This window comes from Streptomyces sp. NTD107, assembly GCF_059510435.1.
In genome coordinates, this window is the sequence record NZ_JCAJZV010000002.1 from 473,921 (window position 1) to 490,023 (window position 16,103).

14 protein-coding genes are annotated in these 16,103 nt (G+C 71.3%); 10 read left to right on the top strand and 4 right to left on the bottom strand.

Annotation, left to right across the window (positions count from 1 at the left end; genetic code table 11):
- Positions 1-59: 59 nt before the first annotated feature.
- Both AC5WRL_RS05905 and AC5WRL_RS05910 read right to left on the bottom strand, forming a co-directional pair.
- Positions 60-1,100, bottom strand: coding sequence for a zinc-dependent alcohol dehydrogenase (locus AC5WRL_RS05905; protein WP_496087221.1), 1,041 nt, complete (start codon positions 1,098-1,100; stop codon positions 60-62).
- 22 nt (positions 1,101-1,122) lie between these two features.
- Complete coding sequence (locus AC5WRL_RS05910; RefSeq protein ID WP_496087222.1) at positions 1,123-1,887, bottom strand: SDR family NAD(P)-dependent oxidoreductase; 765 nt, start codon at positions 1,885-1,887, stop codon at positions 1,123-1,125.
- A gap of 231 nt (positions 1,888-2,118) precedes the next feature.
- On the opposite strand from AC5WRL_RS05910, the gene AC5WRL_RS05915 reads away from it, so the two are divergent.
- From AC5WRL_RS05915 to AC5WRL_RS05940, 6 genes are all read left to right on the top strand, one after another.
- On the top strand, positions 2,119-2,685 hold the full coding sequence (locus tag AC5WRL_RS05915) for a MarR family winged helix-turn-helix transcriptional regulator (RefSeq protein ID WP_496087223.1): 567 nt from the start codon (positions 2,119-2,121) through the stop codon (positions 2,683-2,685).
- 102 nt (positions 2,686-2,787) lie between these two features.
- Positions 2,788-3,600, top strand: a complete 813-nt coding sequence (locus AC5WRL_RS05920; RefSeq protein ID WP_496087224.1) for a response regulator transcription factor — start codon at positions 2,788-2,790, stop codon at positions 3,598-3,600.
- Between the two features lie 78 nt (positions 3,601-3,678).
- Positions 3,679-3,876: a ferredoxin gene (locus AC5WRL_RS05925; protein ID WP_496087225.1), complete on the top strand. Its 198-nt coding sequence runs from the start codon at positions 3,679-3,681 to the stop codon at positions 3,874-3,876.
- A gap of 4 nt (positions 3,877-3,880) precedes the next feature.
- Complete coding sequence (locus tag AC5WRL_RS05930; RefSeq protein WP_496087226.1) at positions 3,881-5,194, top strand: NAD(P)/FAD-dependent oxidoreductase; 1,314 nt, start codon at positions 3,881-3,883, stop codon at positions 5,192-5,194.
- A complete protein-coding gene (locus tag AC5WRL_RS05935) occupies positions 5,181-6,959 on the top strand; it encodes a flavin-containing monooxygenase (RefSeq protein WP_496087227.1) in 1,779 nt (592 codons plus the stop codon). The genes AC5WRL_RS05930 and AC5WRL_RS05935 overlap by 14 nt, the downstream gene beginning before the upstream one ends.
- Positions 6,959-8,578: a virginiamycin B lyase family protein gene (locus AC5WRL_RS05940; RefSeq protein ID WP_496087228.1), complete on the top strand. Its 1,620-nt coding sequence runs from the start codon at positions 6,959-6,961 to the stop codon at positions 8,576-8,578. The genes AC5WRL_RS05935 and AC5WRL_RS05940 overlap by 1 nt, the downstream gene beginning before the upstream one ends.
- A 127-nt stretch (positions 8,579-8,705) precedes the next feature.
- Here AC5WRL_RS05940 and AC5WRL_RS05945 read toward each other — a convergent pair whose 3' ends face one another.
- Positions 8,706-10,256 (bottom strand): pectate lyase family protein, encoded by a 1,551-nt coding sequence (locus tag AC5WRL_RS05945; RefSeq protein WP_496087229.1) that lies wholly within the window; start codon positions 10,254-10,256, stop codon positions 8,706-8,708.
- Positions 10,257-10,566: 310 nt separating this feature from the next.
- On the opposite strand from AC5WRL_RS05945, the gene AC5WRL_RS05950 reads away from it, so the two are divergent.
- The 3 genes from AC5WRL_RS05950 (at position 10,567) to AC5WRL_RS05960 (ending at position 14,120) form a co-directional block, all read left to right on the top strand.
- Positions 10,567-11,475 (top strand): aminoglycoside phosphotransferase family protein, encoded by a 909-nt coding sequence (locus tag AC5WRL_RS05950; RefSeq protein ID WP_496087230.1) that lies wholly within the window; start codon positions 10,567-10,569, stop codon positions 11,473-11,475.
- A gap of 157 nt (positions 11,476-11,632) precedes the next feature.
- Entirely contained in the window at positions 11,633-13,057 is a 1,425-nt protein-coding gene (locus AC5WRL_RS05955; protein ID WP_496087231.1) for a hypothetical protein, read from the top strand.
- Between the two features lie 97 nt (positions 13,058-13,154).
- Positions 13,155-14,120 (top strand): M28 family metallopeptidase, encoded by a 966-nt coding sequence (locus tag AC5WRL_RS05960; protein WP_496087232.1) that lies wholly within the window; start codon positions 13,155-13,157, stop codon positions 14,118-14,120.
- Here the strand turns inward: AC5WRL_RS05960 and AC5WRL_RS05965 are convergent.
- Positions 14,115-15,092 (bottom strand): AraC family transcriptional regulator, encoded by a 978-nt coding sequence (locus AC5WRL_RS05965; protein WP_496087530.1) that lies wholly within the window; start codon positions 15,090-15,092, stop codon positions 14,115-14,117. The two genes, AC5WRL_RS05960 and AC5WRL_RS05965, sit on opposite strands and share 6 nt — an antisense overlap.
- Before the next feature lie 83 nt (positions 15,093-15,175).
- On the opposite strand from AC5WRL_RS05965, the gene AC5WRL_RS05970 reads away from it, so the two are divergent.
- A complete protein-coding gene (locus AC5WRL_RS05970) occupies positions 15,176-16,063 on the top strand; it encodes an NmrA family NAD(P)-binding protein (protein WP_496087233.1) in 888 nt (295 codons plus the stop codon).
- Positions 16,064-16,103: the final 40 nt, after the last annotated feature.

Genomic DNA, 16,103 nt, shown 5'->3' on the forward strand with positions numbered 1-16,103 from the left:
GTCCTCCCCGCACGCGCGGGGTTCCTTTCCTCCACTCCCCCAGCCCGGTCCAGCCCTGGTCAGTTGTCCGGGAAGGTCACCACGATTTTTTCTGCCGCGCCGGGGGTCAGGGCCAGGTGGAAGGCTTCTGCTGCTTCCGTGAAGGGGATGCGGTGGCTGATCAGGCGGGAGAATTTCGCTTGGTGGGCGGCCAGTTGTGGGGTGACCTCGAAGATTTCGGTGGGGTAGCCCTGGGAGGCGATCAGGGTGAGTTCGCTGCGGAGCATCGCGCCCAGGTCAATCTTGTCGGAGGGCTTCTGGACGGCCACCATCACCAGTTTCGCGTGCCATTTCGCCGAGGCCGTGACGGTCGCGAAGACGGCCGGGGCGCCGGCCGCGTCCAGGTAGATGTCCGTGGCGGGGCGGGGCTGGCCCAGGGCGTTGGTGCTGGGGCCGTGTAGTTCGGTCAGGCGGGTGGGCACGTCCTCCTCGGCGGAGTTGATGACGGCGTCGGCGCCGATGGCCAGGGCGGATTCGAGGCGTTCGGGGATGATGTCGACGACTGTCACATGTTCGACGCCGCGCAGCTTGAACCAGATGGTGGCGCCGAGGCCGATCGGGCCGGCGCCGAAGACGACGACCTTGTCGCCGGGGCCGGCCTCCGAGCGGTTGACGCCGTGCAGGGCGACCGCGAGTGGTTCGTTGAGGGCGGCGACGTCGTAGGGGACGCCGTCGGGGATGAGCGCCACGCTCTTGCCCGGTTCCGCGTCCTCGATCAGCAGAAACTCCTGCATGCCGCCCAGCGGGCCGCCGCAGCCGATGATGCCGGACGGGGCGCCCTGTGGGTTGACCACGACGCGGTCGCCCACCGTGAGGCCCCGTACCTCGGCGCCCACCTCGACGATCTCACCGGCCGGTTCGTGGCCCAGTGGGATCGCCCGGGGCGGTGCCCCCGCTGCCTGGCCGCTGGGTGTGCCGCCCATGTGCAGGAACATCACGTCCGTGCCGCAGATGCCGCACGCCCTGATGCGCACCACCGCGTCCTTGGGGCCGGGGGCCGGCCGTTCGGTGTCGATGATCTCGATGGTGCCGGGGGTCTTGCCCGTCCGGAGGGTTTTCATCGGCTGCTGCCCGCTTTCGTTCTCAGATGGCTGCCCAGCCGTTGTCAACCGGGAGGATGGCGCCGTTGATGTTGCTGGCGGCGTCGGAGGCGAGGAAGACGATGGCTGCGGCTTGTTCGGCCGGGTCCGACACCTTGCCCACCAGGCCCAGATAGCGGCCGAGGGTCTTCGGGCCCAGCGCGTCCGGGTCGGCCTGGACGCGCAGGCCGGTGGCCGTGCCGCCGGGGGCTATCGCGTTGGTGCGGATGCCGTGCTCGCGGTACATGACGGCCAGGGACTTGGTCAGTCCGGCGATGCCGTGCTTGGCGGCGGTGTAGGCGGCGCCGGCCGCGCTGCCGCGCAGGCTCGCTTCGGAGGCGGTGAAGACGATGGCGGCGCTGTCCCGGTTCAGCAGGTGCGGGAGGGCGGCGCGGGTGAGGAGGAACGGGGCGGTGAGGTTGATACGGATGACCCGGTTCCATTCGGTGTCGTCGGTCTCGCCGAGGGCGGACATGCGGTCCATGATTCCGGCGTTGTTGACGAGGATGTCCAGGCCGCCGTACGTGTCCACGGCGGCGGTGACGACCTCGTCCACGACGCTCTGTTCGCTGAGGTCGCCGATGACGGCGCGGGCGGTGCCGCCCGTGCTCTCGATGGTCTTGACGACCTCCTGGGCCGCTTCCGCGTTCAGGTCGGCGACGATGACCCGCGCGCCTTCCTCGGCGAAGCGCAGGGCGGTGGCCCGGCCGATGCCGGAGCCGGCGCCGGTGATGATCACGCTCTTGTCGGTGAGGCCCGTCGTCGTCATCGTTTCTCCTCCTGGTGAGCGGGGTGGGGGTGTGTGGGCCCCCGGGCCCGCGCAGATCGGGCCCGGGAGCGGGTGCCGATTCCCGTCCCCACGGGTTCGGCGTCCGGGCCGCCCCCGCTCTTGGACGGCCCGGCCTTACTTGACTTAGGCAAACATAATGAGGTTGCCTAAGTCAAACAATCACAACCACCACCTTGCTTGACTTAGGCAAAGAGAGGGTAAAGTGGTGTCATGACAGTCCCCGGCTCCACCCCCTCCCCGCACCCGACCCCGACCCCGCACCCGACCCCGTCCCCCGAGGTGCTGGCCATCGAGAGCGCCCTCAACCGCATCTCCTACCTCACCGCCCGCGCCCGTCAGCACACCCGGCTGATGGCCCTGGCCGGGGTCCCCCTGGACCGGGCCGCCGCCGCGCTGCTGCGGCATGTGGCGGACGCCGATCCCATGCGGCCCAGCGAGCTGGCCTCCCGGATGTCCGTGGAGGCGTCCCACGTCACCAGACAGGCCCAGCAGCTCCAGCGGGCCGGCTATCTCACCCGGGTCGCCGACCCGGAGGACCGGCGCGCCCAGCTCATCCAGATCACTCCGCTCGGCCAGGACGCGGTCCGGCGGATTCGCGAGGCGAGCGGCCGGGGAATGGAGTTGGCACTGGCCGATTGGTCGCCGGAGGAACTCACCCAGCTCGCCACCCTGTTCAACCGGATGGTGGACGATTTCCTCGCCCACACCGAAGACCCGATCGATGTCGACAGCGAGGAGAAGGAGAAGGAGGAGGAAGAGAACACCCAGCCCGGCTGATTCACCGGAGAGCCGCTCACTCCCCGCCTCGCCTCCCGCTGTGTCGCCGCTGCCCCATTTCGCCGTGAAGTCCAGTCCAAGCGCACTTCTGAATGGTCTTTCATGCTGGCACCTCAGACACCTCAGGCACCCCCGGCAAGCACACACGACAAGGCGCCGCCGGTACGCGGGGACGGGGAGCGGCTTCTCGTTCTCGCGGGCGACCCGGCCAGCGCCGAACTCCTCAACACCACCCTCGAACTGGCCGGCTACCGGATCGACACCGCCGGCAACGGACCCGACGCGCTGTCGTACCTCACCCGCCGCCGCTACGACCTGCTGGTCCTCGACACCGCGCTCCCCCAGATCCACCGGCTGGGCGAACAGCGCCGGCCCGCGCCCGTACGGCCGCCGGTGCTGTTCCTCACCGACTGCGACACCCTGTTCCATCTGCTGCCCGGGCTCAACACCCGCCTCTCCCCGGAGGATTACGTCACCAAGCCACTCCGGATTCCCGAGGTCCTGGCCAGGGCGCAGATGCTGCTGCGCAGCCGGGCCCACGGCCGGAGCCCCGGGCGGCCGGAGCAACTGGCCCCGCACTACGCCGATCTCGTCCTGGACGACGGCATCTGCCAGGCGCGGCGCGGGCCACGGCCGCTGCACCTGACCCCGGCCGAGTACCGGCTGCTGCGCCAACTCCTGGTCAACGCCGGGCAGGTGCTGTCCAAGGAGCAGATCTGCCGGCACGTTTGGGGGGAGTTCCGGGCCGGCAACGCCATCGAGAAGCTTGTGTCCCGACTGCGGCACAAGGTGGACCGGGAGGACCCCGCCCTGATCCACACCCGTCGCGGCTTCGGCTACTGGCTCGGGCGGCGCACCGAGGAGACGCCCACTGTCTGTGACCTGTGTCACGTCAGGCTGTCGTCAGGTAACTGACCGCAATGCGTCAGCTCCATCGGGTTGCCTGAACTCATCCTGATCCCCCGGTGCACCCCACAGCCGAGGAGTAGCGACATGCGTGTGGAAATTGACGTGCCGAAATGTGTGGCGTCCGGTCAGTGCGTCGTGGCTTCCCCCGACGTGTTCGACCAGCGTGACGAGGACGGTGTCGTGATCCTGCTGGCGGACTCCCCCGGCCCCGCCCTCCACGGCGAGGTACGGGAAGCCGCGGCCGTGTGTCCGGCGGCGGCGATCCGGCTGATTCAGGAGTGACGGCGTGACCCGGATCGCCGTCATCGGCGCGTCGGCCGCCGGGCTCGCGGCGGCCGAGACGCTGCGCCGCGAGGGGTACGACGGCACCCTCACCCTGGTCGGCGACGAACCGCATCTGCCGTACGACCGGCCGCCGCTGTCCAAGCAGTTGCTCGCCGGGGAGTGGGCGCCGCAGCGGCTGGCGCTGCGCGCGCCCGCCGAACTGACCGCGCTGGGCCTGGATCTGCGGCTGGGCACCGCCGCCACCGGGCTCGATCCGGTGGCCCGTACGGTGTTTCTGTCCGACGGCGGCGCCCTGCCGTACGACGGGCTGATCATCGCCACGGGGGTGCAGCCGCGCCGCCTGCCGGGAGCGGACGGCCCGGACCGTACGTACGGCCCGCAAGGCTCGCCCGGTACCCCCGGCACCCCCGATACGCCCGCTGCCCCCGGCACGCCCGGCGTCCACGTGCTGCGCACCCTGGACGACGCGCTCGCCCTGCGCGGCCGGCTGCGGCCGGGGCGCCATCTCGTCGTCGTCGGTGCCGGCTTCCTGGGCGCGGAGGCAGCCGCCGTGGCGCGCGGCCTCGGCGCCGAGGTCACACTCCTCGAACCGGCCCCGGTGCCGCTGGCGCACGCCATCGGCACCGAGATCGGGGCGCTGCTCGCCGACGCGCACCGGGCACACGGCGTCACGCTGCGCACCAATGTCACGGTCAGCGAGGTGACGACCGATGAGCGCGGCGGGCTCGCGGTACGGCTGGCGAACGGCGAGGGCGAACTCGTCACCGCCGACGATGTCCTGATCGCCATTGGCTCCCGGCCCAACACCGACTGGCTGGCCGACAGCGGCCTGCCGCTGGGCGACGGCCTGGTGTGCGACGCGTACTGCGCCGCCGCGCCCGGCGTGTACGGGGCGGGCGATGTGGCCCGCTGGCACAACCCGCTGTTCGGCACGGCGATGCGCGTCGAGCACCGTACGCACGCCGCCGAGCAGGGCATGGCCGCCGCCCGCAATCTCCTGAACCCGGACGCACGCCGGGAGTTCGCGCCGGTGCCGTACTTCTGGTCCGACCAGTACGACATGAAGCTCCAGGCGTACGGGCAGCTGCGCGGCCACGACGAACTCGCCGTGGTGGCCGGGGATCTCGCCGAACGCCGCTTCCTGGCCGTCTACCGCTCCGGGGATCACGTGACCGGGGCGCTGGCGGTCGGCATGCCCCCCAAGGCGATCCGCCCGTGGCGGCAGGCCATCGCCGCCCGTACCCCCTGGTGCGAAGCCCTTCCCACCGCCCACCTTTCATCACAGCACCGAAGGACGACGAGTGTCACACACTGACAAGCTGGGTTTTGATCCGAACGCCCTGCGCGCCAAGTACCGGGCCGAACGCGATCGCCGGATCCGGCCCGACGGCAGCCGGCAGTATCTGCGCACCACCGGCGAGTTCGGGTACTACGAGGAGGACCCGTACCTCGACCCGGATGCCGCCGAGGAGCGCGAGCCGATCACCGGCCGCGCCGACGCGGTGATCATCGGCGGCGGGTTCGGCGGGCTGCTGGCCGGGGCGCGGTTGCGGCAGGCCGGGCTGCGGGACATCCGGATCATCGAGAAGGCCGGGGATTTCGGCGGCACCTGGTACTGGAACCGCTATCCCGGGATCCACTGCGACATCGAGTCGTACGTCTATCTGCCGCTGCTGGAGGAGATCGGCTACGTGCCGGCCTGGAAGTACTCCCCCGGTGAGGAGATCCGGCAGCACGCGCGGGCCATCGGGCGGCACTTCGACCTGTACGAGGGCGCCTGCTTCCAGACCGAGGTGACCGGTCTGGAGTGGGACGAGGACGCGCAGGGCTGGACGGTGCGCACCGATCGCGGCGACCGGATAGCGGCCCGCTACGTGGTCGTCTCCAGCGGTCCTTTCAACCGCCCCAAGCTGCCGGGCATTCCGGGCATCGAGTCGTTCAAGGGGCATACCTTCCACACCAGTCGGTGGGACTACGGCTACACGGGCGGCGACGCGAACGGCAACCTGCACAAGCTGGCGGACAAGCGGGTCGGGGTGATCGGCACCGGCGCGACCGCCATCCAGTGCGTGCCGCATCTGGGCGCGGACGCGCAGCAGTTGTATGTGTTCCAGCGCACCCCGTCCTCGGTGGATGTGCGGGACAACCGCCGCACCGACCCAAAGTGGGCGGCGTCCCTGACGCCGGGCTGGCAGCGGCACCGGCGGGCGAACTTCCTCACCGTGGTCACCGGTGGTGACGCGGCGGAGGATCTGGTGGCGGACGGCTGGACGTCGGCGGCCGACCTCCACCGCGCCATGATGCCGGTGGCGGGCGCGGAGAGCCCGCAGGAGGCGGCCGAGCTGGCCGACTTCCGGAAGATGAACGAGATCCGGGCCCGGGTGGACGAGATCATCACCGAGCCGGGGACGGCGGAGACGCTGAAGCCCTGGTACCGCTACATGTGCAAGCGGCCCACCTTCAGCGACACCTATCTGCCCACCTTCAACCGGCCCAATGTGACGCTGGTGGACACCGGCGGGCACGGGGTGGAGCGGATCACGGAGGACGCGGTCGTGGTGGCGGGCACGGCGTACGAGCTGGACTGTCTGATCTTCGCCACCGGCTTCGAGACGGCCGTGCACCCGGCCGCCCGGGCGGGGCTTGAGGTACGCGGCCGGGGCGGGGTCACGCTCGCCGAGTACTGGCGGGCGGGGGCGCGGACGCTGCACGGCGTCTACAGCCACGGCTTCCCGAACCTCTTCCATCTCGGCACGCTCCAGAACGCGGTGTCCGTCAACTTCGCGCATGTGCTGGACGAGCAGGCGGTGCATGTGGCGGAGGTGATCGCCGAGGCGCGGGCGCGCGGGGCGCGGCGGATCGAGCCGTCGGCGGAGGCGGAGGCGGCGTGGGTGGCGGCGCTGCGTCAGCCGGCGCCGCAGCGGCTGGAGTTCCTTGCCGAGTGCACGCCCGGCTACTACAACAACGAGGGCAAGGTGCCGAAGATCATCGAGTCGTACGGCGCCGGGCCGATCGCGTTCTACGACATGCTGCGCGCGTGGCGTGCCGACAGCGGCATCGGCGAGGTGTTCGTCAAGTGATGGCGGGGCCGAACCGGTTCGATCCGACCGGGCGGGGCCGGCCACCGTACAGTGCGCGCTTCGCGGTCCAGCGGCTGAACCGGCCGAATCCGCTGTGGGGTTCGAACGGGATCGCGTTCGGCCCCGACGGGCGGCTGTATGTGGCGCAGTTCCTGGCCGGGCCGATCAGCGCGGTGGATCCGGCCACCGGTGAGATGGAAACGGTGGTGCCGCTGGACGGCCCGGTGGAGGCGCCGGACGATCTGGCGTTCGGCGCGGACGGGTCGATGTACATCGCGGATCTGCCGCCGGGGCGGGTGTGGCGGCGCACTCCGGCCGGCGCGTACCACCTGGTGTCGGACGAGGTGGAGGTGCCCAACGGCATCACCTGTGTCGGCGACCGGCTGTTCGTCAATGAGATGAAGATGGGCGGCCGGCTGCTCGAACTGTTCCCGGACGGCTCGCGCGGCCCGAAGGTGCTGGCCGAGGGGCTGGCCATGGGCAACGCGATGCAGCAGGGCCCGGACGGGTTGCTGTACTACCCGCAGATCGTGACCGGCGAGCTGTGGCGGGTCCACCCCGACGGGGGCGGCGTGCCGGAGCTGGTGGCGTCGGGCGTGCCGGGCCCGGTCGGGGCGCGGTTCGACCGGGACGGGGTGCTGGTGGGGGTGTCCAGCGGCATGTCCGGGCGGCTCACCAGGATCGATGTGTTCGGTGACGGTGCGCGGACGACGGTGGACACGGGTGTGCCGGGCATCGACAATCTGGCGATCGACGCGGCGAACCGGATGTACCTCTCCAGTTACGCGGGCGGCGGCGTCACGGTGCTGCGGCCCGATGGGCGGTCGTCGGTGCTGGTGCCGCAGAGCCTGAACGGGCCGTTCGGGGTGGCGGCGGACGCGCGCGGCACGGTGTACGCGGCCGACCACTACCGGATCGGCCGGGTCGGCGGCCGGCCGGACGGCGGCGTGGACGGCGGCGTGGACACGCTGGAGATCTTCAACGGCGCGCACGGGGTGGTGGCGGAGGGCCGGCTGCTGCATCTGGCCACCGAGTGGGGCGAGATCCTCACCTTCCACACCAAGGACCGCACCACCCGGGTGCGGGCGTCCGGGCTGACGCTGCCCACCGGGATCACGGTGGGCGCGGGCGGCGCGCTGGTGGTCGCGGAGACCGGTGCCGGGCGGATCGTGGGTGTGGACGCGGCGGGTGGGGTCACCGTGCTGGCGGCGGGGCTCAACCATCCGGTGGATGTGGCGTTCGACGACGAGGGCCGTTGCTATGTCAGCGAGGAGCGGCTGGGCGCGGTGCTGCGGATCGAGTCGGACGGCGTGCTGACGACGTTCGCGCGTGGTCTCGGCGGGCCGCAGGGTCTGGTGGTGCGCGGCTCGGAGTTGTTCACGGTGGAGGCGGAGCAGCGGCGGCTGGTGTCGTTCTGTCTGGAGACGGGGCGCCGGCGGGTGGAGGTGGAGCGGCTGCCGGTGGGGCTGCCGCCGGGGGTGGAGCGGGTGGAGCCGGAGCCGGTTCCGGGGCTGGCGGGCCGGCCGCGGCGGTTCGCGGGGCTGGCGGTGGCGCCGGACGGGGCTCTGTTGCTGTCGGCGAACGGGGAGGGGACGGTGTTGCGGCTGACGCCGCGCTGAGCGGTACCGCTGGGCAAGTGGTACGGGCCGGGGGTGGTGCCCCCGGCCCGTACCGTGCTTGTACCGGCCCTGTGGCGTGCCACCGCCGTGGCCGCTGCTGCCGCCGCCGCTGCCGCTGCCGCCGCTGCTATCCGGCGTACGTCTCGTACTCGGCGATCCGCGGGGTGCCGGTGGCGCTGGTGATCTCGAAGGTGATCTTGCGTACCGAGGTGGCGGGGAAGGTGATGACGCCCGCGCCGTTTCCGGTGGCCAGGACGGTGCCGGAGTCGGCGTTGAGCACCCGCCAGGAGCCGATGCGGCCGGTGGCGTCCGCCGCCTCCCGGATGTTGATCGTGGAAACGGTGGTGGCGGAGCCCCACTTGATGGAGATGGCGCCGGTGGTGCCGTTGGGCGACCAGGCGGTGTTCATGTTGCCGTCCCGCACGTCACCGTAGCTCGTACCGCTTGCCTTGCTGCTGCCGTCCGAGTCGGCCCCGATGCTGAGGTTGGTGCCGCCGGGGGTGCCGGGGTCCGGCGTGCCCGGGTCGGGGTTGCCGGGGTTGCCGGGGTTGCCCGGGTCCGGGTTCTGCGGGGTGCAGTTGCCGTCCGACTCCCGCAGCCCCTTGTTGGCGCCCGCCGTCTGGCTGACCACGCTCGGCACGCAGCCGGCGGCGTCCAGGGTGTAGGCGTAGGGGATGGAGACCGAGGTGTTGGAGGTCGGGTTGGGCCCGGCCGGGTTGGTGGTGCCGCCGGGGGTGGACCAGCGCACATTGTCGAAGGTGTTGCCGCTGACCTGCCAGTAGCCGGCCTCGGAGGTGTAGAAGGTGCCCAGGACGTCCTTGGAGTTCTGGAAGTAGTTGTTGTCCACCCGGACCCGGGCTCCGGCCCGGGAGTTGATCCCGGACTCATTGATCGTGTCGAAGTGGTTGTTGTAGGTGTGGGCGATGCCGCCGCGCAGCAGCGGCACCCGGGAGTCGATGTTCTGGTACAGGTTGTGGTGGTAGGTGATGAAGCCGTTGGACTGGTCGCTCTCACTCGATCCGACCAGCCCGCCGCGCCCGGAGTTGCGCAGGATGCTGTAGGACAGCGTCACGTACTGGGTGTTGTCCTTCAGATCGAACAGGCCGTCGTAGCCCTCCGATTCGCCGCCCGACGCCTCCAGGGTGACGTGGTCGACCCAGACATTGCGTACGTCGCGCTCCATGCCGATGGCGTCGCCGCCGTTGGAGGTGGGCGAGCCGGACTTCTTGACGTTCCGGACCGTCACGTTCTGGATGATGATGTTGCGGGACTCGCGGACGTGGATGCCGACCTGGTCGAAGAGGGCTCCGCTGCCCACGCCGATGATGGTGACGTTGCTGATCTGCTTGAGTTCGATCACGCCGTCGGCGGTGTTGCAACTGCCGCCCGACACCTTGCTGGTGTTGCCGTGGTTGATGGTCCCCTGAACCTCGATGATGATCGGGGTACTGCTGCCGGCCCGGTTGCACAGGGCCGCGTGGATCTCGGTGCCCGTGGTGGCCCGTACGGTCTGGCCGCCGGCGCCGCCGGTGGTGCCGCCGTTCTGGGACGCGTAGCCGGAGGCGTTGCCCGCCGCCGCCGTTGCCCGGGGCATCGTCAGGAACGCACCGGTCGCGATCACCAGGGCCGTGAGCGCCAAGGTCACATAAAGTCGCAGAGGGGCGACTGATCGTGTCATGCTCCGCTCGCCTTTCGTCTCCACATCGTGGGGGGCTGTCGCCGCGTACGTGGGTGCCGGGCGGTCGCGCAGGTGAGCAGGGCTCGTACGCGGAACAGGGGTGGCGTGTCCGACAGGGCTCGTCGTGCCTTGCCAGACCGTCGAGAAAGCGCTTTCTGAACTGGACGATAGAAGTGCGCCCGCCCAGTGACAAGAGAGAGGACAGCATCGACACCGCTTCGACAACGCTTCGACAACCGCTTCGACGATCGCGTCGACGGGAGCGGTAAATCGGTTGGCGGCACACCCGCGCGGGCGCGATGGTGGGGCGGTGAGCACGGAAGAACGCCCCCACATCGATGACGCACTCGTCCGCCGCCTGATCGGCGCGCAGTTCCCGCAGTGGCGCGGGCTGCCCGTTGCGCCGGTCCTGCCCGGCGGCAACGACAACCGCACATTCCGGCTCGGTGAGGCCATGAGCGTACGGCTGCCGAGCGCCTCCGGCTATGCCGGACAGGTCGCCAAGGAGCAGCGGTGGCTGCCGGTGCTGGCGCCACGGCTGCCGCTGCCGATCCCGGCGCCGGTGGGCGCGGGGGTGCCGGGCGAGGGGTTTCCGTTCGCGTGGTCGGTGAACCGCTGGCTGGACGGCCATGCGGCAGCCGGGGAGCGGATCGGCGACCTGCGCGCCTTCGCGCTCGACCTGGCCGGTTTCCTCACCGCGCTCCAGGCGATCGACCCCACCGGCGGTCCGGCCCCGGCACTGCACACCGGGTTCCGGGGCGGGCCGCTGACCACGTACGACACGGAGGCCCGTACGGCGATCCGCGCGCTGGGCGAGGGCGCGGCGGCCGAGGTGCCGGCGGCCCTGGCCACGGAGATCTGGGAGACCGCGCTCAAGGCCGACTGGCAGGGCCCGCCGGTGTGGTTCCACGGCGACATCGCGTGGGGCAATCTGCTGGTCGACGGGGACGGCCGGCTGTCGGCGGTCATCGACTTCGGTTGCATGGGTGTCGGCGACCCGGCGTGCGAGTCGGTGATCGCCTGGACCCTGTTCACCGGCGAGAGCCGCCGCGCCTTCCGCGAGGCGCTGGCCGTGGACGACGCCACCTGGGCGCGGGCCCGCGGCTGGGCGCTGTGGAAAGCGCTGATCGTGCTGGCGGGGAGGCTGGAGACCGACCCTGCGACGGCGGCGGAGCCCCGGCAGGTCCTGGCGGAGATCTTCGCGGAGTACGGCGGATGACGTACGACTGCGGCTAGCCTGGGCCCGTGCCGCCGCCTCGCCGTGCCCATGAACCGGTTCCGCTGCTCACCTGCCAGCGGTACGACAGCACTTGGGTGCCGCACCCGGAGCATCCGGCGGGCCTCGCGCCCATCGGCTGGGGGGCCAGGTGGCGTTGATGACGGGCCCGGGCCAGCGGGCCGTGCTGTCGCGGCCGTTGTCCGTGCCGTTGGTGGCCGGGGTGGTGGGGCTGCTACCGCTGGCGGTGGCCGCACAGCCGGGGGAAGGGATGCGGGACACCGCGTTCTGGCTCCAGTTGGTGGTCGCCGGGTACGCGGGGGTGCGGCTGTGCACCATGGTGCTGTCGGGGCGGCGCCGGCTGATCCAGGGCGCGTTCTGGCTGTTCTGCTATCTGGCGATGGGCATCGCCCCGCTCGCCCAGAGCGTGCTCGGCCGCGATCCGACCCCGGTGCTGGGACCGCGCTCGGACACCCTGCTGGCCACCGTGCTGGTGCTGGCCGGGATGGTGGCCTTCGATGTGGGCGCGCTGCTGGCCCGGCACCGGCCCTCGCTGCGCAGCAGGCTGGCGCCCGCCGCCACCGTCCACCGGCGGAGGCTGTTCGTACTGATCGCGGTCGCGTACCTGGCGAGCGGGCTGCTGATCGTGCGGCTGGGCGGACCGGCGGTGTTCTTCAGCAGCCGGCAGGAGGTGGGCGCCGCGCTGAGCGAGGCGACCACTTCGGACGGTGAGGCGGGGAACGCGCTGCTGCGCGGGTTCGGCACCGTGCCGGCGCTGCTGGCGCTGCTGTTTCTCACCCGCTGGCTGGTGACCTCGCGGCGGGCGCGGCGGCGGCTGTCGCTGGTGCTGTGCTGGGGCGGTCTGGTCGTCGTCAATGTCATCGTCAACAATCCGATCTCCAATCCCCGTTACTGGTTTCTGACGGTGCTCTTCGCGCTGCTGTTCACGCTGTTCCCGCGCAGCAGCGTGATGTACCGGGCGGCGCTGGCGCTGGGTCTGGTGGTGGCGCTGCTGATCTTCCCGTTCACCGACCGGTTCCGTTACGACGAGGAGGGGCGGCGGCCGGTGGAGACCGGCTCGCTGATGGAGCCGCTGGTGATCAAGGACTACGACCAGGTGGGGATGTTCGCCAACACGGTGACGTACGCGGGTGACGGCAACGGCCATACGTTCGGCCGGCAGGTGGTGGGGGCGGCGCTGTTCTTCGTGCCGCGTTCGGTGTGGGAGTCGAAGCCGGAGGACACCGGGTTTCTGGTCGGCGGCTGGATGGGGACATCCAGCGCCAATCTGTCGTCCCCGCTGTGGGCCGAACTGTGGCTGGATTTCGGCCCGCTGGGGATGGCTGCCGGGTTTGTGGCGGTGGGCTATCTGGCGGCGCGCACGGACCGGCGCTACGTGGAACGTACGCTGGACGATCCCTCGCCGGGCAATGTGCTGGCGGTGGTGGCGCCGGTGCTGGCGGGGTACAGCTTCATTCTGCTGCGCGGCTCGCTGCTCCAGGCGTCGGGGCGGATCGGGATCGCGCTGCTGTGTCTGGCGCTGGTGACGAGTTTCCGGGGCGATCCGCGCACGCAGTTGCGCTGAGGGCGGTGGGGTGGGGGGCACTTGACGGACCGTCCGCACATCTGTCTGATGTGCGTGCACGCGTCATAAGTTCCCCACACTTCTGGAGCGTTCATCCATGACGACGTACCGCCCGTACCGTTCGTACCGCCCGTACCGTCCGCTGGCCGTCTCCTTCGTCGCCATCGCCCTCGCCGCCGGCCTCACCGGCGGCGCGACCGCCGCCCCGGCACCGCCCAGCACGGCGGCGGCACCCGACATCGATGTGGACCGGGTGCTCGGCCATCTGACCGAACTGGAGTCCATAGCCGCCGCGAACAGTGGCAACCGCGCGCACGGCTGGCCCGGCTACCTCGCCGCGCTCACCTACATCGAGGAGCTGCTGGACGAGGCCGGCTACGAGACCACCCGCGACCCGTTCACACTCGGCAGCATCAGCGGCTGGAACCTCATCGCCGAGTGGCCGCACGCCGCCACCGACGAGGTGCTGATGGCCGGGGCCCACCTGGACTCGGTGCCGCAGGGGGCGGGCATCAACGACAACGGCACCGGCTCGGCCGCCGTCCTGGAGGTGGCGCTGGCCGTGGCCGACGCGGATCTGCGGCCCGAGAAGCAGCTGCGGTTCGGCTGGTGGGGCGCGGAGGAGATGGGCATGGTCGGCTCGCGCTCCTACGTGAACGCCCTGAGCGCCGCCGAACGGGCCCGGTTCAGCGCGTACTTGAACTTCGACATGATCGGCTCCCCCAACGCCGGCTACTTCGTCTACGACGACGACCCGGAGATCGAGGCGCTGTTCAAGGACTGGTTCGCCGAGCGCGGCATCGCCACCGAGCCGGCCGTCGAGGCCCGCAACCGCTCCGACCACTACGGCTTCGTGAACGCCGGCATCCCGGCGGGCGGCCTGTTCACCGGGGCCGGATACATCATGTCGGCGGCCCAGGCGGCGAAATGGGACGGTACGGCGGGGGCACCGTTCGATCCCTGCTACCACCGGGCGTGCGACGACCTCAACAACCTCGAGGTGACGGCGCTCGACCTCAACACGGACGCGCTCGCGTACGCGATCTGGGAACTCGGCTCATGACCCGCTGAGGCGCTGACCGGCCGAGACGGCCTCACGATGCCGGCTCGGCCGGACCCCGTACACCCGCTGGAAGGCCACGCTCAGCCCGAACGCGCTGCGGTAGCCGACCTGCCGGGCGATCGATTCCACCGTGGCATCGGTACGCGCCAGCAGGTCGGCCGCCTGCGCCAGCCGCCAGCCGGTCAGATACGTCATCGGCGGCTCACCCACGAGTTCGCCGAACCGGCGGGCGAACGTCGCCCGGGACACCCCGGCTTCGGCGGCCAGCGCCGTCACCGTCCACGGCCGGGCCGGCCGGTCGTGGATCATCCGCAGCGCCGGACCGACGACGGGGTCGCCGAACGCCCGGTACCAGCCAGGTGGAGCGGCCTCGGGGCGGGCGAACCACTCGCGCAGGGTGGCGAGCAGCAGCAGATCGAGCAGCCGGTCGAGGACCGCCTGCTGACCCGGATCGTCGCGGGCGATCTCCAGCTCGGCGAGGTCGAGGATCGGGCCGGGTTCGCCCCCGTGCCGTACGACGAGTACCCGTGGCAGCGCCTCCAGCAGCCGCTCGGAGACCCGGCCGCCGACCTGGTACGAGCCGGTGAGCAGCACGGCCTCCGGCCGCTCCAGGCAGTTGCCGCAGGTGCGCAGGGACAGCAGCAGCTCGTCGCTGATCGCCGCGCCGTCCGCCGTCGTGCAGTGGTCCGGGCCGTGGACGACGTACAGCGGGTCGACCGCCTGCCCGGCGGTGTCGGAGACCGTGAACGGCTCGCCGCCCACCACAATGGCCACGTCGCCGGTGCCGAGCGCGACCGGCTCGGCCCCGGCCGCACCCTCCGGGAGGACGAAGCCGGTGCCGCGCACCATGGTGAGCAGGGTGAGCGGGGTCCGGGCGGCGAACCGGACCGACCAGGGCGGAGTCATCAGGTTGCGGCCGAAGAGGGCACCGTCGGACCGCACTTCGTACAGCAGCTGGGCGAGCGCATCCATGGCGGCCGAGTTTAGACGCTCAGACATGGAACTGAGCCGATGAGCCATTCCCGGGCTCAGGGCCGCCGCGTTTGATGGTTCCCATGACATCGAGCACAACGACAGCGGCGACAGCGGCGACAGCGGCGGTAACAGCGACAACACGGCCGATCCTGGTCCTGGGCGGCACCGGCAAGACCGGGCGCCGGGTGGCGGCCGGGCTGCGGCGGCGCGGCCACGAGGTCCGGGCGGCCTCCCGCAGCGGGCAGGTCCGCTTCGACTGGTACGACCGGAACACCTGGGAACCGGCCCTGGAGGGCGTCGGGGCCGCCTACCTGGTGGACTCGCAGCTCGCGGACGCGGCGACGCCGCTGCGCGCCTTCAGCCGGCTGGCCGCCGAGCGCGGGGTGCGGCGCCTGGTGTACCTGTCCGCCCGGAACTGGGTGGTACCGGAGGGCGAGGAGAAGCTGCCGGGCGAGCGCGCGGTGCGGGAGTCCGGCGCGGAGTGGACGATCCTGAAGCCGGCGTGGTTCGCGCAGAACTTCGGCGAGGAGGCGTTCTTCCGGCAGCAGGTCGTGGACGGCGAGATCGCGTGGCCCACCGGGCAGGGCCTGGAGCCGTACATCGACGCCCAGGACATCGCCGACGTGGCGATCGCCGCGCTGACCGAGAAGGGCCGCCATGCCGGGCAGGCGTACGAGCTGAGCGGGCCGCGCCTGCTGACCACGGGGGACGTGGCCACGGAGATCGCGAAGGCCACCGGCCGGGACATCGGCTACCGCCCCGTGACCGCCGAGGAGTTCAAGGCGTACGCGACGGGGCGGGGCATGGACCCGGGGTACGCGGATCTGCTCAACGAACTCTTCGGCTGGATCGGCGACAGCCTGTTCGCCACCCTGGCGGACGGCGTCCAGCGGGCGCTGGGGCGCGAGCCGCGCGACTTCGCCGAGTACGCGCGGGAGACCGCCGCCACGGGGGCGTGGCGCGCCTGACCCGCGGGGACAAACCCGTTGGACGGGCGGACAGCCGACC